Source organism: Pseudonocardia sp. ICBG162, from assembly GCF_020496225.1.
Classification (GTDB): Bacteria; Actinomycetota; Actinomycetes; order Mycobacteriales; family Pseudonocardiaceae; genus Pseudonocardia; species Pseudonocardia alni.
In genome coordinates this window covers 560064-580488 of the sequence record NZ_JAHLJD010000013.1, presented here as the reverse complement: position 1 = coordinate 580488, position 20425 = coordinate 560064, and the positions used below count along the sequence as shown (strand labels likewise).

Sequence of the window (20425 nt, the reverse complement as noted above, 5' to 3'; positions counted from 1 at the left end):
AGGCGCGCGCCGGCGCGGGTCCTGCTGCGCCCATGCCCGACCTCGTCCCGCCGATGCTGCCCGCCGCCGGGGAGCTGACCGACGCGGGCGACCCGGACCGCTGGGCGGTCGAGTTCGCCTGGGAGGGCCACCGCTGCGTGGCCTACGCCCGGCCCGGCCGCGTCCGGCTGCTGTCCTCCACCGCGCGCAGCGTGACCGGGTCCTTCCCCGAGCTCGCCGTGCTCGGCGACCAGGCCCCGCCGGGCGGCATGGTGCTCGACGGCACCGTCGTCGCCCTCGACGAGGCGGGCCGCCCGTCGCGCGGTCCGCTGCTGCGCCGCACCGCGACGGTGTCCCCGGACGCGGCCCTGCGGACCGAGGTCCCGGTCGGCTACGTCGTCACCGACCTGCTGTTCTGCGACGGCCGCCGCACCCTGGAGCTGCCCTACCGGCGGCGCCGCGCGGAGCTGGAGGCGCTCGACCTGGCCGGGCCGAAGATCCTGGTGCCGCCCTCGTTCGGGCTCGACGAGGCCGACCTCGTGGTCCGCACCGCGGAGCGCTACGGCCTCGACGGGCTGCACCTCAAGCGGCTCGACCTGCCCTACCAGCCCGGGCGGCGCACCCGGAACTGGCTGCGGGTGCCGCTGCGCCGCCACCGGCAGGTGCTCGTCGCGGGCTGGGTGCCCGCCGGGGGCCCCGGCGGGGGCCGGGAGCGGATCGGCGCGGTGCTGCTGGCGCTGCCCGAGCCCGACGGGCTCCGCTACGTGGGCCGCGTCGGGATCGGCGCCGCCGACGTCGACGCCCGCACCGTCCTGCGCGTCCCCGCCACCGGGACCCCGCCGCTCGGGGTGCCCGACGGGATCGGCGTCGACGCCCGCTGGCTGGCCCCCGGCCTGGTCGCGGCGGTCGAGCACCGGGGCCGGACGGCCGCCGGGCGGCTCACCCTGCCGTCCTGGCGCGGTCTGGTGGTGCCCGCCGAGCACGACGACGACCTGGCCACCGCGATCGACGCGGCCCGCCGGGCGGCGTCGGCGGCCCGCCCGACCGTCGCGCTGCGCCGCCCGGGCCGCGGGACCGAGCAGGCACCCGGTCACGGCCCGGAGACCGTCGTCCTGCCCCGCGCCGGTGCCACGGCCGCACCGGCCACCCGGCCCGGGTCCGAGGACGGGGACGCCCCGCCGGGCACCCGCACCCCGGGCCGCGCCGGCACCGCGGACCCCGACCGGCCCGCCCGCGGCACGTCACCGGACGAGGGCCGCGTGGCCCGGCCCGGCGCGCACCGCGCCCCGGCCCCCGACGAGACCGTCCGCATCCGGGTCCGCGACGCCGTCCCGCCCGCCCCCGGGGCCCCCGCGCCGCCGGCCGCCGCCCCCGACGGCCCCTGGCACGGGCCGCTGTCGCGGCGGCTGGAGCAGCACTTCGTCTACAACACCCTCAACACCATCGCCTCGCTGGTGCGCACCGACCCGCCACGGGCCCGGGAGCTGCTGCTCGGCTTCGCCGACCTGTCCCGGGCCGCGGACCGGGCCGGGGAGCCGTCGATCCGGCTCGACGAGGAGCTCGCCGCCGTGCGAGCCTACCTGCAGATCGAACGGACCCGCTTCGGCGCCCGGCTGACCACCGAGCTCGACGACCCGTCCGGGGCCGGGGTCGACCCGTCGTCGGCGGTGCCGCCGCTGTCGGTGCTCGCCGCGGTCCGCCGCGGGGTGCAGGAGGAGATCGAGCCGCACAGCGCGGGCGGCGCGGTTCACGTGCGGCTGGACCCGGACGCCCCCGACGGGCCCGCGGCCCGGGTGGAGGTCCATCCGGCGGGCCCGGCGGAGCGGTCCGCCCGCGCCCCGCTCGTCCTGCTGGTCCTGCCGCTGGGCGTGCCCGTCGTGTGACACCCGTCGGCGGGGGAGTGGCGTGCACCGCCCGGGGCGACGGACCTTCATCGATCCGGATAGCGTGCGCGCCATGCTGGGGCTGCCCGAGGGCACACGCGCGTGCCTGTTCGACCTGGACGGCGTACTCACCGACACCGCGAGCGTCCACGCCGCGGCGTGGAAGCAGATGTTCGACGAGTACCTCCGTTCCCGCGACGGTGACGGGTACACCCCGTTCGACGTCAACGCCGACTACGGTCCGTACGTGGACGGGAAGCCCCGTCTCGAGGGGACCCGCAGCTTCCTCGCCTCGCGCGGGATCGAGCTGCCCGAGGGGTCCCCGGACGACTCCGCGGACACCGAGACCCTGTGGGGCCTGTCGACCCGCAAGAACGACCTCGTGCAGGAGCGGATCCGCACCGACGGCGTCGAGGTCTACCCGGGGTCGCGCCGCTACCTGGAGGCGGTGAAGGACGCCGGGCTCACCACCGCCGTCGTGTCCTCCAGCGCGAACGCCGAGCAGATCCTGCGGGTCACCGGGCTCGAGACCTTCATCGACCACCGCGTCGACGGCGTCACCGCCCGCGAGCGCGGCCTGCCCGGCAAGCCCGCTCCCGACACCTTCCTCGCCGCCGCGGCCGACCTCGGGGTCGACCGGTCCGCCGCGGTCGTGTTCGAGGACGCGCTGGCCGGCGTGCAGGCCGGCCACGCGGGGGACTTCGGCGCCGTCGTCGGCGTCGACCGTCTCGACCAGGCCGACGCCCTGCGTGAGCACGGCGCGGACGTCGTCGTCACCGATCTCGCCGACCTGCTGGAGCGTTCGTGAAGCCCGACCACCTGCCCACCTTCACCGTCGAGCCGTGGGTGGTCCGCGAACCGCGCCTCGACCTGGACGCGATGGGCCAGACGGAATCGGTTTTCGCGCTGTCCAACGGCCACATCGGGCTGCGCGGCAACCTCGACGAGGGCGAGCCGCACGTCCTGCCCGGCACCTACCTGAACTCCTTCTACGAGGTCCGGCCGCTGCCGTACGCCGAGGGCGGCTACGGCTACCCCGAGTCCGGGCAGACGATCATCAACACGACCAACGGCAAGCTGATCCGGCTGCTGGTCGACGACGAGCCGTTCGACCTGCGCTACGGCACCCTGCACCGGCACGAGCGGGTGCTGGACATGCAGGCCGGCACGCTGCACCGCGAGGTCGAGTGGGAGTCCCCGGCCGGGCGCCGGGTCCGGGTCCGCTCCACCCGCATGGTCTCGCTGACCCAGCGCGCGGTCGCCGCGATCTCCTACGAGGTCGAGCTGGTCAGCAACGGCAACGACGGCAGCGGCGCCGCCGGTGACGCCGCCCTGCTGGTGCTGCAGTCCGAGCTCGTCGCCAACGAGCAGCTGCCCGGCCGCGACGCCGACGACCCGCGCCTGGACACCGCGCTGGACAACGTGCTGGAGCCCGAGCAGTCCCGCGCCGGCGACGCCGGTGCCACCCTGGTGCACCGCACCCGCAAGTCGGAGCTGCGCTGCGGCGCCGCGATGGAGCACGAGGTGTTCGGCCCGGAGGGCGTCCAGGTGTCCACCGACGCCAACGAGGACCTCGCCCGCACCACCGTCATCGCCCGGGTCCAGCCCGGCCAGTCGCTGCGCGTGGTCAAGTACCTCGCCTACGGCTGGTCCTCGCGACGCAGCCTGCCCGCCGTCTACGACCAGGTGCGCGCCGCCATCGCCGCCGCCCGCTACACCGGCTGGGACGGCCTGGTCGCCGAGCAGCGCGACTACCTCGACGACTTCTGGGCCACCGCCGACGTCGAGATCGACGGCGACGCCGAGCTGCAGCAGGCCGTGCGGCTGGCGACCTTCCACATCCTGCAGGCCGGCGCCCGCGCCGAGCGCCGCTGCATCCCGGCCAAGGGCCTGACCGCCGACGGCTACGACGGCCACACCTTCTGGGACACCGAGACGTTCTGCCTGCAGGTGCTGTCCTTCGTCGCCCCGGAGGCCGCGGCGGACGCGCTGCGCTGGCGCAAGTCGATCCTGCCGCTGGCCTTCGAGCGCGCCGAGACACTCGGCCTCAAGGGCGCGGCGTTCCCGTGGCGCACCATCCGCGGCCACGAGTGCTCCGGCTACTGGCCCGCGGGCACCGCGGCGTTCCACATCAACGCCGACATCGCCGACGCGGTGAAGCGGCACGTGCACGCCACCGGCGACACCAAGTTCGAGCTGGAGGTCGGGCTGGAGCTGCTGGTCGCGACCGCGCGGCTGTGGCGCTCGCTGGGCAGCCACGACTCGGCGGGCAACTTCCGCATCGACGGCGTCACCGGCCCCGACGAGTACTCCTCGATCGCGGACAACAACGTCTACACCAACCTGATGGCCCAGCAGAACCTGCGCTACGCCGCCGAGGTCGCCGCGAAGCACCCGCGGTCCGCGTCGCGGCTCGGGGTGGACTCCGAGGAGATCGCGTCCTGGCGCGACGCCGCCGGCGCCATGTTCATCCCGTTCGACGAGCGCCTGGGCGTGCACCCGCAGTCCGAGGGCTTCACCGACCACCAGCGGTGGAACTTCGAGGAGACCCCGGCCGAGCGGTACCCGCTGCTGCTGAACTACCCGTACTTCGACCTGTACCGCAAGCAGGTCATCAAGCAGGCCGACCTCGTGCTGGCGATGCAGATCTTCCCGGAGGCGTTCACCGAGGAGCAGAAGCGCCGCAACTTCGCCTACTACGAGGCGATCACGGTGCGGGACTCGTCGCTGTCGGCGTGCACCCAGTCGGTGATGGCCGCCCGCACCGGGCACCTGGAGCTGGCCCACCAGTACCTCGCCGAGGCCGCCCTGGTGGACCTGCAGGACCTCGCGGGCAACACCGACCACGGCATGCACATCGCGTCGATGGCGGGGACCTGGACAGCGGTCGTGCTGGGCTTCGGCGGGATGCGCTGCGAGGCCGACGGGCTGTCGTTCGCGCCGGTGCTCCCGGCGTCGCTGTCGCGGATCTCGTTCGGCCTGAAGTGGCAGGGGCGCCGCATCCGGGTCTCGATCACCCCCGAGGAGACCGAGTACCGGCTCACCGACGGCGCCCCGATGCGGCTGCGCCACCACGGCGAGCCCATCGCGCTCGACGACGAGGGCCCGGCCACCGCGCCGACCCCCACCCCGGAGTGGGTGGAGCCGGTGGAGCAGCCATACGGACGGGCCCCGCGGGTCCGCGGCTGACCGCGCCGGGCCGGACTGCGTAGGACGGCGGATCCCGCCGCCGTCCCCGCAGTGGTCCGATGTCCGGTATGTCACCGGTGTGGAGGTCCGTGGCGGTCGCCGCCGGGATCGTCGTCGTGGTCGTCGTCGGGTACGTGCTGTGGGTCTCGCCCGGGTCCCCGCCCGACCGGGCCGAGGTGACCGGGCACGTCGAGCGGGTGCTCGCCCGCCAGGAGGGCGGCCCGGTCACGGCGACCTGCACCGAACCCGTCGGGTCCGACGACGGCACCCTGCGCGCCACCTGCACGCTCACCGCGGGCGTCGACCGCCGCGGCTGGGCGACGGTGACCGCGGCGCCCCGCTCCGGGGCGACCGAGCACCGCGGGGCCGGGACACGCACCTCGGCCGGCGCCTGGTGGCTCACCGTCGCCGGGGCCGTGCCGGTCGACACGGCCGGACGGGTCGACCACACCGTCGCCGTCGCCGGCACCGGTGGCTCGGCGTCGGTCGCGGCGACCGGCACCGTCCTGCACGCGCTGCGGGCGCTGGGCCACGACGGTGCGCCGCTGCTCGGCTGCCCGGACGGCGACGTCCCGGTCGGCGCGACCGTGACCTGCACCGCGACCGGCCCCGGTGCGGCGACGGTCTCCGCGGCGGGCGTCACTCGGGTCGACGCCGCCACGTTCCGGGTGCGGGCGCGGGTGCCGGCCGCGGGCGGCTGAATCCCGCCCCGTCGTCCACCGGATGGTCGTGCACCACTGGTAGCCTGGTCAGTCGCTCCGTCGGAGACAGGCTCGTCCTGCCACCGCGCGGACGTGTCGTGTACGTCCCCCCGGTGGAGGATCCCCGCGCCGTGCCCGAACCCACTTCCGCTGCCGGCTCCCCGGCTGCCGCGGCCGACCCCGCCGCGCCGGTCGACCCGGAGCTGGCCCACGAACAGTCCTACGTGGCCATGCTCTACGAGCAGCTCGAGGACCGCCGTCGCGACACCGCGCGCCGGCTGGCCGACACGCTGCGCGAGGAGACCGTCGGCACCCCGCAGGCCATCACCCAGCGCGACGCCGCCGCGGAGATGCTCACCGACCGGCTCGCCGGTCTGCGTGCCGCCGAGCACGGGCTGGCCTTCGGCCGGCTCGACGCCGACGACGGCGAGATCCGCTACGTCGGCCGTATCGGCCTGCTCGACGAGGACAACGAGTACGAGCCGCTGCTGATGGACTGGCGGGCACCCGCCGCCCGGCCGTTCTACACCGCCACCGCCGCGAACCCCGAGGGGATGCGGCGGCGCAGGCACCTGCGGACCCGGCTGCGGCAGGTCGTCGCGGTCGACGACGAGCCGCTCAACCTCGCCGAGATGACCGAGGCCGAGCGGGCCCGCTCGGGCTCCGGGCTCACCAGCGAGGCCGCGCTGCTGGCGGCGGTCTCCTCGGCCCGTACCGGGCGGATGGGCGACATCGTCGCCACCATCCAGGGCGAGCAGGACCGGATCATCCGGTCGAAGCCGTCCGGGGTGCTGGTCGTGCAGGGCGGGCCCGGCACCGGGAAGACGGCGGTGGCGCTGCACCGCGCGGCCTACCTGCTCTACACCCACCGCGACCGGCTGGCCCGGCGCGGCGTGCTCGTCGTCGGGCCGAACCCGACGTTCCTGCGCTACATCGGCCAGGTCCTGCCCTCGCTGGGGGAGACCAGCGTCGTGCTCGGCACCGTCGCCCAGCTGTTCCCCGGCCTGGACGCGCGACGCACCGAGTCCCCGGCGACGGCCGAGCTGAAGGGCCGCGCCGACATGGCGCCGGTGATCGCCGCCGCGGTGCGCGACCGGCAGCAGCTGCCGCGCACCCCGGTCGAGCTCGTCGTGGAGCAGCAGCGGGTCGTCCTCGACCGGGACACCGTCGCCCAGGCCCGCACCCGGGCCCGGCGCTCCCGTAAGCCGCACAACGAGGCCCGCCGCATCTTCCGCAAGGAGCTGCTGCGGCTGCTCGCCCAGCAGGTCGCCCGTCGCGTCGGCGGCGGCGAGTCCGGCCTGCTGGACCGGCGCGACGTCGACGACATCCGCGACGAGCTCGCTGAGTCCGCCGCGGTCGCGACGCAGCTCGAGGAGCTCTGGCCGACGCTGTCGCCCGAGCAGCTGCTCACCGACCTGTTCGCCGACCGTCGCCGGCTCAACTCGGTGGCCCGGCGGATCCCGGCGCCCGAGCGGGCCCTGCTGGAGCGCCCGGCGCCCGGCGCCGACGTGCCCCCGGACCTGCGCTGGACCCCGGCCGACGTCGCCCTGCTCGACGAGGCCGCCGAGCTGCTCGGCGACGACGGCGCCGCCCAGGCCGCCGCCGAGGCCGCCGCACTGCGCGAGGAGGTCGAGTACGCCCAGGGCGTGCTCGACGTGCTCGACCTGGAGGAGGACCTCGACCCCGAGCTGCTGCGCGCCACCGACATCATCGACGCCGACCGGCTCGCCGAGCGCATGCAGGTCTCCCGCTACGACTCCACCGCCGAGCGGGCGGCCGCGGACCGGGAGTGGACCTACGGCCACATCATCGTCGACGAGGCGCAGGAGCTGTCGGCGATGGCCTGGCGGATGGTCATGCGTCGCGCCCCCGCCCGGTCGATGACCCTGGTCGGGGACATCGCCCAGACCGGTGACCGCGGCGGCGCGGGCTCCTGGGACGAGGTCCTGTCACCGTTCGTGGCCCGCCGCTGGCGCCTGGAGCAGCTGACGGTGAACTACCGGACGCCCTCGGAGATCGCCGACGTCGCCGACGACGTGCTCGCCGAGATCGACGCGTCGCTGCGGCCGCCGTCGTCGGTGCGCTCGACCGGGGTGCCGCCGTGGGCGGCGGCGCTGCCCGCCGGGGCCGACGGCGACCGGGTGCTGGCCGAGCGGGTGGGCGCCGAGCGCGACGCCGTCGGGGACGGGCGCACCGTCGTCCTCGCCCCCGAGGGCCGCGTCGCCCACGTGCGCGCCGTGCTGGAGACCGCAGGCCTCGTGACGCCGGCCGGGCCCGACACCGAGGAGACCGCAGGCGAGTCCGAGCTCGACGCCCCCGTCGTCGTGCTCCCGGTGGCCGCGTCGAAGGGCCTGGAGTTCGACGCCGTCGTCGTCGTCGAGCCGCAGGAGATGCTGGACGAGTCCCCGCGCGGGCTCAACGACCTCTACGTGGCGATCACCCGGGCCACCCAGCGCCTCGGGGTCCTCCACTCCGGGGACCTGCCCCCGGTGCTCAAGCGGATCGGGCGGGCCGGCTGAGCCCGGCCCGGCGCCCGGCTCAGCCGGCCCGGTAGAGGTCGCGCAGCAGCGCGATCTCCGCGCCGTGGTGGATGGCCTCCCGGTGGATGTGCAGCACCAGGGTGGCCAGCGGCGCGTCGGCGTAGGGGCCCTCGGCCGGTCCGCACGGCCGGGCGAGGCCCTCGGCGCCGAGCGCGGCGACCCCGGCGGTCCAGCGGGCGTACTCGGCGTCGAGTGCGTCGAGCGCCTGTGCCGCGGTGCCGGGGTAGGCGTAGGAGTCGTAGTCGACGGCCGGGCCGCCGAAGTGGGAGTGCGAGCGCATCGCGAACACCCCGACCAGGAGGTGCCCGAACCGCCACGCGATCGTCGTGACAGGCGGCGGCTCCGGCGTCGGGAACGTGAAGTCGATCACCCAGTCGCCGGACCCGGCGCCCGGCGGGGTCACCGACTCCCCGCGGCGGCGCACGCCCCAGCAGCCGGGCACCGGCTCCCGGTGGTACTCGTCGTCGGTGAGCCCGGCCAGCCGCGGCCGCAGCAGGGTGTCCCAGTGGAACGTCAGCTGCGCGAGCAGCTCGGCGTTCCAGTCGAGGGTCGTGGTGGGTGTCGTCATGCCCCCGGAGGCTAGGGCCGATCGAGGACGGCCGCGGTCCGCGTCGCGGGGACGGGTGCGCCCGGCGCGCTCAGCCGGCGACGGCGACCGGGCGGAGCCCGGAGGTCCGCGCGCGCCGGGCCGCGGCGACCACCGCCCGCGCCAGGCGCAGGTCGGTGGTGTCGCGTTCGGGGTGGGACTGCACGCCCAGCACCCAGGGCGTGTCGGACCCGGCCGGCTCGGCCCACTCGAGGGCCTCGACCACGTCCCCGGCGCGGGCCGACACCCGCAGCCCGGCCCCGGCCCGGTCGACGCCCTGGTGGTGGTGACAGCGCACCCGCACCGGGCCCGGCCCCAGGATCTGCGCGGCCCGGGTACCGGGCTCGGTGGTGACGTCGACCGGCGCGTAGACCCCCGGCCCGGCCGCGTGCGCCGCCGCGGCCCCGGCGCCGAGCACGTCGGGCAGGTGCTGGTGCAACGTCCCGCCGAGCGCGACGTTGAGCAGCTGGTGGCCCCGGCAGATCCCCAGCACCGGGACGCCGCGGGCCAGCGCCCGGTGCAGCGCGGCGAGGTCGGCGGCGTCGCGCTCGGTGCGCGGCGGGTCGGTGTGCGCACCGGGCGGCTGCCCGTAACGGGCCGGGTCGACGTCGGGCCCACCGGCGACGACCAGCCCGTCGAGGACGTCGACGGCCGCGTCCCCGCCCGCCACCGGGGCCAGCAGCACCGGGGTCCCGCCCGCAGCGAGCACCATGTCGACGTAGGTGCGGGGGAGCAGCACGACGTCGTCGTCGCGCATGATCCAGTAGTCGGCGCGCTCGGCGTAGCAGGAGATCCCGATGAGCGGCCGGGTCATGCCGGCCTCACGAGTCCGCGCCGTGCAGCACGTCGATCACCTGGTCGCCGTAGCGGGCGAGCTTGCCCTCGCCGATCCCGGAGATCGTGCCCAGCGCGGCCCGGTCGGCGGGGGCGCGGGTCGCGATCTCGCGCAGCGTCGCGTCGTGGAAGATCACGTAGGCGGGGACGCCCTGCTCCTTCGCCGTCGCCGCCCGCCAGGCCCGCAGCCGCTCGAACACCGGCGCGAGCTCGGCCGGCATCTCCACGGCCGGCTTCGACCCGCCCCGCGACCGCGACGACCGCGCGGCGCGCTCCGGCTCGGTGCGCAGCATGACCGTCTGCTCGCCGCGCATCGCCGCCGGGGACTCGTCGGTGAACCGCAGCGTCGAGTAGTTCCCGCCGACGGTCAGCAGCCCGCGCGCGACGAGCTGGCGCAGCACGTTGCGCCACGCGACGTCGGTCAGCTCGGTCCCGACGCCGAACACCGACAGCTCGTGGTGGCGGTGCTGGTCGACCTTCGGGGTGCGCTTGCCCAGCAGGATGTCGACGACCTGCCCGGCGCCGAACTCCTGGTTGCGCTCCTTCTTCAGCCGCCACACCGTCGACAGCACCTTCTGCGCCGCGACCGTGCCGTCCCACGACGACACCGGCGTCAGACAGGTGTCGCAGTTCCCGCACCGCTGGGCGTCGGGCCTCTGCCCGAAGTAGCGCAGCAGCTGCGCCCGGCGGCACTCGGTGGTCTCGCACAGCGCGAGCATCGCGTCGAGGTGCTGGGCCAGGCGCCGCTTGTGCGCCGCGTCGCCCTCGCCGTCGTCGATCATCTTCCGCTGCTGGACGACGTCGGCGAGCCCGTAGGCCAGCCACGCCGTCGACGGCTCGCCGTCGCGGCCCGCGCGGCCGGTCTCCTGGTAGTAGCCCTCCACGGACTTCGGCAGGTCCAGGTGGGCGACGAAGCGGACGTCGGGCTTGTCGATGCCCATGCCGAACGCGATCGTCGCGCACATGACCAGGCCGTCCTCGCGCAGGAACCGGGACTGGTTCTCCCGGCGCACCGACGCGTCGAGCCCCGCGTGGTACGGCAGTGCCCGGATCCCCTGCGCGGTGAGGAACTCCGCGGTCTGCTCGACCGACTTGCGCGACAGGCAGTAGACGATGCCCGCGTCCCCGGCGTGCTCGGAGCGCAGCAGCTCCAGCAGCTGACGGCGCGGCTCGTTCTTCGCGACGATCCGGTACTGGATGTTGGGCCGGTCGAAGCTCGCGACGAAGTGCCGCGCCCCGGTCAGCTCCAGGCGCTGCGCGATCTCGGTGCGGGTCGCGTCGGTCGCGGTCGCGGTCAGCGCGATCCGCGGGACGTCCGGCCAGCGCTTCGGCAGCTCGGAGAGCAGCAGGTAGTCGGGCCGGAAGTCGTGCCCCCACTGCGCGACGCAGTGCGCCTCGTCGATCGCGAACAGGGCGATCCGGCCGCGCTCCAGCAGCCGCACGGTGGACTCGACCCGCAGCCGCTCCGGGGCGAGGTAGAGCAGGTCCAGCTCGCCCGCGAGGAACTCTTGCTCGGTGAGGCGGCGCTCGTCGGCGTCCTGGGTGGAGTTGAGGAACCCGGCCCGCACCCCGAGCGCGCGCAGCGCGTCGACCTGGTCCTGCATCAGCGCGATCAGCGGCGACACCACGACCCCGGTGCCCGGTCGGGCCAGCGCCGGGACCTGGTAGCACAGCGACTTGCCGCCACCGGTCGGCATGAGCACCAGCGCGTCCCCGCCGCCGGTGACCTGCTCGACGATCGCCTGCTGCTCGCCGCGGAACGCGTCGTAGCCGAAGACGCGGCGCAGGATCTCGTGCGGGTCGCTGCTGTGCACCCGCTCCGGGACCGGCTCCGGCTCCGGCGGCCGCCCCGGCCCGGCGGGCGCGGCGGCCCAGGCGTCCTCCGGTGGGGGTTCGTCGCCGTAGTCGTCCTCGGGCTCGGGCGGGAGCGGGATCTCGTCCGGGTCGGAGGCGTCGAACACGTCGTCGATCGTACGAGTCCCGCCGCGCGCGCCCCGCCCGGCACTCACCTCGCGGCACCGCCGACCGCGCGCGGGCCCCGGCCGGGGCGTGGTCCCGGTCACCGCCCGTGTGTCGCGGGCGCCGCGGTGCTGCGCCGGACGGCCCCGGGGTGTAGCAAGACCTGCAGGACCAACGGCGTTCGCAGACCGGGCGCCGGGCGATCACGCGAGAAGGACGGATCCGTGGATCTGAAGATCGGGTACAAGGCGTCGGCCGAACAGTTCGGCCCCCGCGACCTCGTCGAGTACGCGGTGTTGGCCGAGGAGCTCGGGCTCGACAGCGTCTGGGCGTCGGACCACTTCCTGCCCTGGCGGCACGAGGGCGGGCACGCCCCGGCCGCGCTGCCCTGGATGGCGGCGGTGGGGGAGCGCACGAAGCGGGTGCAGATCGGCACCTCCGTGCTCACCCCCACGTTCCGCTACAACCCGGCGGTGCTGGCCCAGGAGTTCGCCACGATGGCGCTGCTCACCGGCAACCGGGTCGTGCTCGGCGTCGGCACCGGCGAGGCGCTCAACGAGATCGCGGTGTCCGGGCGGGAGTGGCCCGAGTTCAAGGAGCGCTTCGCCCGGCTGCGCGAGGCCGTGAAGATGATGCGTGCGCTGTGGACCGAGGAGTCGGTCAGCACCGAGGGCGAGTACTACACCTTCGTCGACGCCATGATCTACGACCGGCCCGAGCAGCCGGTGCCGATCTACGTCGCCGCGGGGGGCCCGATGGTCGCCCGGTTCGCCGGCCGGTTCGGCGACGGGTTCATCTGCACCTCCGGCAAGGGCATGGACCTCTACACCGACAAGCTCCTCCCGGGCGTCGAGGAGGGCGCGGGCAAGGCCGACCGCGACGCGGGCGCCATCGACAAGATGATCGAGATCAAGATCAGCTACGACCGCGACCCCGACGCCGCGCGGGAGAACACCCGGTTCTGGGCGCCGCTGTCGCTCACCGCGGACCAGAAGAACTCCGTCGACTCCTCGCAGGAGATGGAGCGCCTGGCCGACGAGCTGCCGATCGAGCAGGTGGTGAAGCGCTGGATCGTCGCGTCGGACCCCGACGAGGCCGTCGAGCAGATCAAGCCCTACCTCGACGCGGGCCTGAACCACCTCGTCGTGCACGGACCGGGGCACGACCAGCGCCGGTTCCTGGAACAGTTCACGACCGACGTCGCGCCGAAGCTGCGGGCGCTCGCGTGAGCGCCGCGACGAGCGCCCCCGCCGTCACCCGCGAGGGGCGGGTGCTGCGCTGCCGGGTCTCCACCGGCCGCCACGGCACCCTCGACGGGCCCGCCATGGCCGAGGTCACCGAGGCGCTGCTGGCGCTCGACCCGGCCGAGACCGGCGCGGTGCTGGTGCACGGCGACGGCGAGAACTTCTGCACCGGCGGTGACGTGCGCGCCTTCGCCGGGGCCGACGACCGCTACGCCTACGTGCACGGCCTCGCAGACACCTTCCACTCCATGCTGCGCCCGCTGGCCGCCTCCCCGGTGCCCACGGTCGCGGCGGTGCCGGGCTGGGCCGCCGGTGCGGGCATGAGCATCGCGCTGGCCTGCGACCTCGCCGTCGGCGGGACCTCGACCCGGATGCGCCCGGCCTACCCCGGCATCGGGTTCTCCCCGGACGGCGGGATGACCTGGACGCTGCCGCGGCTGATCGGTGCCGCGCGGGCGCGGCGGGTCCTGCTCACCGACGAGGTCCTGGAGGCCGAGACGCTGGCCGAGCTGGGGCTGCTCGCCTCCGTCGTCGACGACGACCGGGTCGCCGACGAGGCCGCCGCGGTCGCGCACCGGCTCGCCCAGGGACCGACGGCCGCGCTGGGCCGCATCCGCGGGCTCCTGGCCGTGACCTGGGACCGGGGGCTCGACGAGCAGCTCGAGGCCGAGGCGGACTCCATCGCGACCTGCGCCGCGGGTCCGGAGGGTGCCGAGGGGCTCGCCGCGTTCGGCGAGAAGCGCCGCCCGCAGTTCCACTAGCCGCACACGACGAGGGGGGCGCGACCGTCCGGTCGCGCCCCCCTCGTCGTCGGTGTGGCCGGTCAGCGCCCGCTGGCCGGGCTCCCCGCGACGACCCGGCGCGAGCGCTGCGGGCCGCGGCCGGTGCCGGGCATGCCCACGGCGAAGCGCTGGGCCGGGCGGTGCAGGCCCGGGCCGAGCGGCCAGCCCGCGTCGAGCGGGGCGAGCAGGCGGTCCAGCTCGGAGTCCGGGGTGGCGCCGACGCTGTTGCGCAGCAGCCGCTGGAACTCCTCGTACTCGGCGAGGGCGTCGGCGACGTGCCCGCCGGCGAGCAGGGCCTCGACCAGGGCGCGGCGCGACCGCTCGCGGCTCGGTGCGGTGGCGACGGCCCGGCGCGCGACGGCGACGGCGTCGTCGTGCCGGTCGGCGGCGGTGAGCGTGCCGGCCAGCCCTTCCAGGGCGGACAGGCGCAGCTGGCGGAACCGCTCGCGCTCGACGGCGATCCACGCCGCGGTCCACGACGGGAGGATGTCGGCCTCCAGCAGCGCGGTCTCCGGCGCACCGATCTCGCGCACGGTGCGCAGCATGCTGGGCGCGGACAGCCCGCGGATCAGCAGCATGGCCTCGGTGAGGTCGACGACCACGTCGTCGCCGAGCTGCAGCCGGCCGAGGTGGTCGGCGTCGAGCAGGCCCGGTACGTCGACGCCGGCGACGGCCTCATCGAGCAGCCGGGCCGCGGGGACGGGACCGACCCCGGGCCACAGCGTCGCGGCGAGCGCCGCGGTCGGATGCGGCCGCCGGTGGACGGCGAGATAGGCGACCAGGCGACGGGAGTCGACCGGCAGCGGGACGGCGCGGTCACCCGCGCGCAGCCCGAACGAGCCCAGCACCCGCACGTGCGGGGCGGAGGTGGGAGTGCTCTGCTCACTGGATCGACAGTGATCGTCGGACATGGCCGTTTCCCCGGATCGGTCGTGGCGTGCGGCCCGCGATCGGGTCCGTGCGGAGCCGGGGCGCGCCGGGCGGGAGGGCCTCGGATCGCGGAGCGGGCACGACGGAACCGCACCGACACGGACGGCGGGCGGCGTCTCCGTGTGGTGTCGTGGGACGAGGATAGCCCAGCAGTGCCCACGGTGTGAGATCCGGGTACGGCCGGATTGTGAGATCTGCGTCAGGCCCGGGAGAGCAGCCGGACGTGGGTCCCGTCCGGGGCCCGCCACACGTGCAGGCTGTCGCAGAGCTGCCGGGCGATCCAGGTCCCGCGCCCCCGGGCCTGCGACGGGTGCGGCGGCGCGAGCCCGATCAGCGGCAGCGCGATCGCCCCGCTGTCCTGGACCTCGCAGACCAGCTCCCCGTCGCGCGCCCACACCGACAGCCCCGCCTCCGGGGACCCGTGCTCGACCGCGTTGGTGGCGACCTCGTTGACCGCCTGCACCATGTCCTCGCCGCGGGCGGTGTCGAACCGGCACACCCGGGCGGCCTCCTCGACGGCGTCGCGCACCCGGGACAGCTCGAAGGTGTTGTAGGACAACGTGACGTCCGGCGGTCCGAGCAGGTGCGGCGGCGCGATCGGCAGGGCCGCGAGCACCTCGGCGGGCGGGCGGTGCCGCGGGTTCTCGGTGAGCCCGGAGACACGCAGCCGCAGCGGGTGGTTGATCACCGCCGACTCGCCGACCGCGCCGTGCAGCGGCAACCGGGGGTAGGCGCACACCTGCAGGACCGGCAGCCCCGCGAGGGAGATGTTGAGCGCGGCCTCCAGCTCGACCCAGAACCCGCCGTCGACGCCGTCGAGGTCCGGGTCGTGCGCGCTCACGACGAACACCGGGCGGCCCGAGGAGGTCAGCGCCCGCAGCTCCCGGGCCCGCCAGGCGGCGACGGTCTGTCCGGACTCCCGGGCGGAGCTGGTCAGCGAGGTGAGCCTGCCGAGCTCGACCTCGTCGCCGAGCTCGTCGTGCAGCGCCTGCTCCAGCGGTGCGGGCAGGTCCAGCGCGACCCGGGCGCCGGTGTCGCGTGCCGCGGCCCGGGCGGCGGGGGCGACGGCGGCGAGCAGCTCCACCGGGTCGTCGGCGTGCACGAGGGCGTGCCGGAAGCCGGGCGGGCGGGGTGCGGCGTTGACCTTCACCGGAGCTGTCCTCCCGGGTGCACGACCTCGGGGGCCGGCGGGTGGTCGTCGAACACGAGCTGGGGGGAGAAGGCCGCGCCGCAGCGTTCGAGCACGCGCAGCACCCGCGGCCGGACCCGGTGCAGCACCAGGCGGTGGGTGGCCGGGAAGCCCTCGGCGGCGTGCACCAGCGCGACCGCGGTGGCGACGTCGACGAACCGCACCGAGGCCAGGTCCAGGCCGATGTCGGTGGAGGCGTCCGCGGAGCGCAGCGCGGCGTCCAGGGCCGACTGCAGCAGCGAGGTGATCTTCGAGCGGTTGCTGTGGTCGACCTCGCCGGCCAGCCGGGCGTGGCCGGTACCGAGGCGCACGATCCGGAGCAGGCCGTCGTCGTAGGCGGTGGAGCAGGGGACGTGGTCGCGGTGCAGCGCCCGCATGATGTCGATCTGCTCGGCCGGGAAGTGCTCGGTGTCGTAGGTGCACAGCGCGGTCAGCCCGCCCGCGCTCTCGCGGACCAGCCGGGCCAGCAGGCCGTCGTACTCGGGCAGGGTGCCCGCGGCGCCCGCATCGAGCACCGAGTGCATCTGCCCGGTCATCCGGGTGCCGTTCCAGCCGAGCTCGCGGGAGCGGGCGACCTCGCCGGACATCCCGGCGTGCACGTCGGACAGCGGGGTGCGGAAGGTGCGCCGGGTCCGCTCGGCGGGCAGGATCTCCAGCTGGCCGTGGCGTAGCGGGTCGTCGACCTCGACGCCGTCCTCGACGAGGCGGCGGAGCAGGACGTCGGCGGCGCCGTCGTCGTCGAAGTAGAGGATGCGCTCGCCCCGGTCGAGACCGTGCGCGACGTAGGCGGCGGCGAGCTCCCCGAGGTGCTCCGTGCTGTCCGGGACCGCGCACACGTGATCGCCGGACGTCAGCGCGTCCGCCAGCTTGATCACGTCTCACCTGCCGCGCGCGCCCCGCCACCGCACGTCGCGGCGCCGGGTACACCCCGTCACGAACTCCTGGACGGATCAACCGTACGGAGGCCCTCGGCGGGGACCGGAGACCTCGGAGCGTGTGGGGCGCCGAACCGACGGTGACGCGCGACGAGCGGATCGCCACCGGCGGGCGACCGGGGTCGGCAGACCCGGTCCGACCAGGACCTACGGCCGTTCGGCGCTGCCCGGTGCCCGCCGGACGGCGGTGGCACCCGGTGTCCGGGTGGTCACCGTCCGGCGTGCCGCGGGCGGGTCAGGCGGCCGGGTTGACCGCGACCGAGGTGGTCGCGCTGCCCTGGATGGTCTGCAGGACGACGCAGTACCGCTCGGTCAGCTTCACCAGGGTCGCGACCTTGTCCTCGGCGGCGGGCGCGCCGCCGTCGCGGATGTCGACGTCGAAGGACAGGCGGATCTCCCGGAAGCCGACCGGGGCGTCCTTCGCGACGCCGAGGGTGCCGCGGAAGTCGAGGTCGCCCTCGGCGCGCACGGCGCCGAGCACCTCGAGCTCCAGTGCGGTGGCCACCGCGCGCAGGGTCACCCCGGCACAGGCCACCAGCGCCTCCAGCAGCATGTCGCCCGAGCACAGCTGGGTGCCGTCGCCGCCGGTGGCCGGGTGCAGGCCCGCCTCGGCCATCGCCTGGCCGGTCGAGACCTTGCACGCCACCCCGGAGCCGAGCTCCCCGTCCGCCTTCAGGGTGATGACCGCCGACTCCGGGTCGTCGCGGTACTGCTGCTTGAGCGGGGCCTGGATGTCGCGCAGGGAGATGTTGGTGTCGGTCATGTCCCCATCCTCACCCCGACGGGGCGACCCGCACACCCCGACCCGACGACTAGGGTGCCCGGTGTGGGCGGGGAGAGCGATACCGGACGGGCGGCAGCGGTGCGCCGCAGCGCCCGCGAGGCCGCCGACTCGGTCCGCGAGGCCCGCGACACCGTCCGGGACACGGTGCGCGACACCGTCCGGGACTCGGTGCACGACACCGTCGGCCCGCCCACCGACGACGACCGGCTCTGGACCGTCCCGAACGCGCTCAGCATGCTGCGCCTGGCCGGGGTGCCGCTGTTCCTGTGGCTGATGCTCGGCCCGGAGGCCGACGGCTGGGCTGTCGCGGTGCTGGCGATCGGCGGGTTCACCGACTGGCTCGACGGCAAGCTCGCCCGCGTCCTGGACCAGTTCAGCCGGTTCGGCGCCATGCTCGACCCGGCCGTGGACCGCCTCTACATCCTGGCCGCGCTGGTCGGGCTGGCCGCGCGCGACATCGTCCCGTGGTGGGCGGTGGTCGCCCTGGTCGCCCGCGACGTCGTCCTCGCCGTCTGCGTGTTCGTGCTGCGCCACCGCGGCTACGGCCCCTTCGAGGTCGTCTACCTCGGCAAGGCCGCCACCTTCGTCCTGCTCTACGCCTTCCCGCTGCTCCTGCTCGGCGACGGGCCCTCGCCCGCCGAGGCCGTGGTCGGCGTCGTCGCGAACGCCTTCGCCATCTGGGGCGTGGCCCTCTACCTGTGGTCGGGGCTGCTGTACCTGGCCCAGTTCCGGCTGGCGCTGCGGCGCCCGGAGCCGGGCGTCCCGGCCCCGGCGACCCGGTTCGATCACGGCGGCGCCGCGGGATAGGCTCCGCGGCGTGAGCTCGGAGATTCCGTCGGACCTGTCCTACACCGAGGCCCACGAGTGGGTGCGCCGCAGCGGGGACGGGGTGGTCCGGGTCGGCATCACCGACCACGCCCAGTCGCAGCTCGGTGACGTCGTCTTCGTGCAGCTGCCGGCCGTCGGCGACACCCTCGCCGCGGGCGACGCCATGGGCGAGGTCGAGTCGACCAAGTCGGTGTCGGACATCTACGCCCCGGTCGGCGGCGAGGTCGTCGCCGTGAACGACGGGCTGGACGCCGGCCCGGAGCTGGTGAACTCCGCCCCCTACGGCGACGGGTGGATCGTCGAGATCCGCCTGGCCGAGGGGGCCTCGCTCGACGGCCTGCTCGACGCCGACGCCTACCGTCAGCTGGCCGACGGCGCCTGAGCCGGCCCGCCCGCCGCGCCACGCGGCACGGCGCGCCGACCTCCGTATCGCCCCGGCCGCCCCGACCGGTAGGTTCACATCCCCTGGACGTGCCGTCCGGATGGGACCGGGACACCGGCCCCGCTCAGCCCTGACCGCCCGGACGCCGTCCGGGTACCGCATCCGCGAGGAGGAGTCCCCGAGGTGACCACGAACGACCCGCGCGACGTGCCACCGGAGCGCGCACCGGAGACCACGTCGGTCTTCCGGGCGGACTTCCTCGCCGACGTCGAGCAGCCGGCCGCCGAGCCCGCCGTCTCGGGTGTCGACGGGCTTCCCGCCGGGTCGGCGCTGCTCGTCGTCCGGCGCGGTCCGAACGCCGGCTCCCGCTTCCTGCTGGACGTGCCGACCACCAGCGCCGGCCGGCACCCCGACAGCGACATCTTCCTCGACGACGTCACCGTCTCCCGGCGGCACGCGGAGTTCCGCCGCGACGCCGGTGAGTTCGTCGTGGTCGACGTCGGCAGCCTCAACGGCACCTACGTCAACCGCGAGCCGGTCGACACGGCGGTGCTCGCCAACGGCGACGAGGTGCAGATCGGCAAGTTCCGCCTGGTCTTCCTGACCGGGCCCCGCGAGCCGGGCGCCCAGGGCTGATCCCGGTTCCGTGCGGCGCCGCAGGCGCCGGTCACGGAACCCCGCGTACGACCGGCCCGTCGCGGCCGGGGGTGCTCCCGTACCCCCTGGTGCGACGGGCCTTCGGCGTGGGCGGGGACCGGCGGGTGTCGAGCCGACACGCCGTGCGCGACGGGCGTGTGACGATCGTCGAACGGACCCCGTCACTCCCCGTCCGGAGGCGCGCGTCGGGGCGGACCGCCGTGTAGCGTCATCAGGTGTCGGTGGCAGTGCGGTGGCAACGACACGGAGCCCGTCGGGGTCCGCCGCACGGGTCAGGGCGAGCAAGGCGATCAGGGCGGCCGGGGTGGCGTGTCCACCCGGGTGGCCCGACAGGCCCGACAGGGCCGGGGAGGCGGGCTGATGAGCGAGATGCGCGTCGTGGGCGTCCGGGTCGAACTTCCGGCGAACCAGCCGATCCTGCTGCTGCGGGAGACGAACGGCGACCGATACCTCCCGATCTGGATCGGATCGGTGGAGGCGACGGCGATCGCCCTGGAGCAGCAGGGGGTCAAGCCCGCGCGGCCGCTGACCCACGACCTGCTCAAGGACGTGATCGGGGCACTCGGGCGGCGGCTCGAGCAGGTGCGGGTGACCGACCTGCAGGAGGGCACCTTCTACGCCGAGCTGATCTTCGACGGCGGCGTCACGGTGTCTGCGCGGCCGAGCGACTCGATCGCGCTGGCGCTGCGGACCGGTGTCCCGGTGCACGCCGACGAGAGCGTCCTCGCCGAGGCGGGGCTGGTCATCCCCGACGAGCAGGAGGACGAGGTCGAGAAGTTCCGCGAGTTCCTCGACTCCGTGTCGCCGGAGGACTTCCGCGGGGCCCAGCCGGGCTGATCCGTCCGGGTGACCACCGCCGTCACCCGGCGGTGGGACCGGATGGACCACGGTTCGACCGTTCACCGACGTCACCGACCGTTCGGCGGCTGTACGCCCTCCGTACCCGGCAACCCGGGCGGGTGTCCGGTACGCCCGGGTCGGCGAGCCGCGTTGACCACCTCGGCCACTGGGCCTACCGTCATC

At 75.4% G+C, this 20425-nt stretch carries 18 protein-coding genes; 11 read left to right on the top strand and 7 right to left on the bottom strand.

Translation table 11 applies throughout. The annotated features are described in order from the left end of the window. The first annotated feature begins 32 nt into the window (after positions 1–32). The 5 genes from KPL60_RS06065 to KPL60_RS06045 all read left to right on the top strand — a co-directional run bounded on the left by KPL60_RS06065 (position 33) and on the right by KPL60_RS06045 (position 8271). Positions 33–1862 (top strand): histidine kinase, encoded by a 1830-nt coding sequence (locus tag KPL60_RS06065; protein WP_226365179.1) that lies wholly within the window; start codon positions 33–35, stop codon positions 1860–1862. Between the two features lie 73 nt (positions 1863–1935). Next, the gene (locus KPL60_RS06060; RefSeq protein WP_226357092.1) at positions 1936–2670 is read left to right on the top strand and encodes a beta-phosphoglucomutase family hydrolase; all 735 of its coding nucleotides are present in this window, start codon (positions 1936–1938) and stop codon (positions 2668–2670) included. After that, positions 2667–5051: a glycoside hydrolase family 65 protein gene (locus tag KPL60_RS06055; RefSeq protein ID WP_226365178.1), complete on the top strand. Its 2385-nt coding sequence runs from the start codon at positions 2667–2669 to the stop codon at positions 5049–5051. Before KPL60_RS06060 ends, KPL60_RS06055 begins: the two co-directional genes overlap by 4 nt. 89 nt (positions 5052–5140) lie before the next feature. After that, positions 5141–5752 carry a hypothetical protein gene (locus tag KPL60_RS06050; RefSeq protein WP_226357094.1) on the top strand — a complete coding sequence of 204 codons (612 nt, stop codon included), beginning with the start codon at positions 5141–5143 and terminating at the stop codon, positions 5750–5752. Between the two features lie 230 nt (positions 5753–5982). Next, positions 5983–8271 carry an ATP-binding domain-containing protein gene (locus KPL60_RS06045; protein WP_226366040.1) on the top strand — a complete coding sequence of 763 codons (2289 nt, stop codon included), beginning with the start codon at positions 5983–5985 and terminating at the stop codon, positions 8269–8271. A gap of 19 nt (positions 8272–8290) precedes the next feature. Here KPL60_RS06045 and KPL60_RS06040 read toward each other — a convergent pair whose 3' ends face one another. The 3 genes from KPL60_RS06040 to recQ all read right to left on the bottom strand — a co-directional run bounded on the left by KPL60_RS06040 (position 8291) and on the right by recQ (position 11526). Continuing rightward, positions 8291–8860: a DinB family protein gene (locus KPL60_RS06040; RefSeq protein ID WP_226357095.1), complete on the bottom strand. Its 570-nt coding sequence runs from the start codon at positions 8858–8860 to the stop codon at positions 8291–8293. Between the two features lie 70 nt (positions 8861–8930). Further along, positions 8931–9692, bottom strand: a complete 762-nt coding sequence (locus KPL60_RS06035; protein ID WP_226365177.1) for a gamma-glutamyl-gamma-aminobutyrate hydrolase family protein — start codon at positions 9690–9692, stop codon at positions 8931–8933. A gap of 7 nt (positions 9693–9699) precedes the next feature. Then, positions 9700–11526: a DNA helicase RecQ gene (recQ, locus tag KPL60_RS06030; protein WP_226366039.1), complete on the bottom strand. Its 1827-nt coding sequence runs from the start codon at positions 11524–11526 to the stop codon at positions 9700–9702. Positions 11527–11895: 369 nt separating this feature from the next. Between recQ and fgd the strand changes: the two genes are divergently transcribed. Both fgd and KPL60_RS06020 read left to right on the top strand, forming a co-directional pair. Further along, positions 11896–12900, top strand: coding sequence for a glucose-6-phosphate dehydrogenase (coenzyme-F420) (fgd, locus tag KPL60_RS06025; protein ID WP_226365176.1), 1005 nt, complete (start codon positions 11896–11898; stop codon positions 12898–12900). Next, entirely contained in the window at positions 12897–13676 is a 780-nt protein-coding gene (locus KPL60_RS06020) for an enoyl-CoA hydratase/isomerase family protein (protein ID WP_226357098.1), read from the top strand. Before fgd ends, KPL60_RS06020 begins: the two co-directional genes overlap by 4 nt. A 62-nt stretch (positions 13677–13738) precedes the next feature. On the opposite strand, the gene KPL60_RS06015 is transcribed toward KPL60_RS06020, so the two are convergent. From KPL60_RS06015 to KPL60_RS06000, 4 genes are all read right to left on the bottom strand, one after another. Continuing rightward, a complete protein-coding gene (locus KPL60_RS06015) occupies positions 13739–14608 on the bottom strand; it encodes a BTAD domain-containing putative transcriptional regulator (protein WP_226365175.1) in 870 nt (289 codons plus the stop codon). A gap of 218 nt (positions 14609–14826) precedes the next feature. Then, complete coding sequence (locus KPL60_RS34535; protein ID WP_226357100.1) at positions 14827–15777, bottom strand: ATP-binding protein; 951 nt, start codon at positions 15775–15777, stop codon at positions 14827–14829. After that, positions 15774–16691: an MEDS domain-containing protein gene (locus KPL60_RS06005; RefSeq protein ID WP_226357101.1), complete on the bottom strand. Its 918-nt coding sequence runs from the start codon at positions 16689–16691 to the stop codon at positions 15774–15776. The genes KPL60_RS34535 and KPL60_RS06005 overlap by 4 nt, the downstream gene beginning before the upstream one ends. 295 nt (positions 16692–16986) lie before the next feature. Continuing rightward, positions 16987–17514, bottom strand: a complete 528-nt coding sequence (locus tag KPL60_RS06000; protein WP_062394956.1) for an OsmC family protein — start codon at positions 17512–17514, stop codon at positions 16987–16989. A 189-nt stretch (positions 17515–17703) separates the two neighbouring features. Here KPL60_RS06000 and KPL60_RS05995 point away from each other — a divergent pair, with 189 nt between their 5' ends. The 4 genes from KPL60_RS05995 (at position 17704) to KPL60_RS05980 (ending at position 20239) form a co-directional block, all read left to right on the top strand. After that, entirely contained in the window at positions 17704–18342 is a 639-nt protein-coding gene (locus KPL60_RS05995; RefSeq protein ID WP_308016743.1) for a CDP-alcohol phosphatidyltransferase family protein, read from the top strand. A gap of 10 nt (positions 18343–18352) precedes the next feature. Beyond that, positions 18353–18745, top strand: coding sequence for a glycine cleavage system protein GcvH (gene gcvH / locus KPL60_RS05990; RefSeq protein WP_224388041.1), 393 nt, complete (start codon positions 18353–18355; stop codon positions 18743–18745). A gap of 183 nt (positions 18746–18928) precedes the next feature. Further along, positions 18929–19381 (top strand): glycogen accumulation regulator GarA, encoded by a 453-nt coding sequence (gene garA, locus KPL60_RS05985; protein WP_062394962.1) that lies wholly within the window; start codon positions 18929–18931, stop codon positions 19379–19381. Positions 19382–19762: 381 nt separating this feature from the next. Then, a complete protein-coding gene (locus KPL60_RS05980) occupies positions 19763–20239 on the top strand; it encodes a bifunctional nuclease family protein (RefSeq protein ID WP_010224693.1) in 477 nt (158 codons plus the stop codon). The last annotated feature ends 186 nt before the right edge of the window (positions 20240–20425 follow it).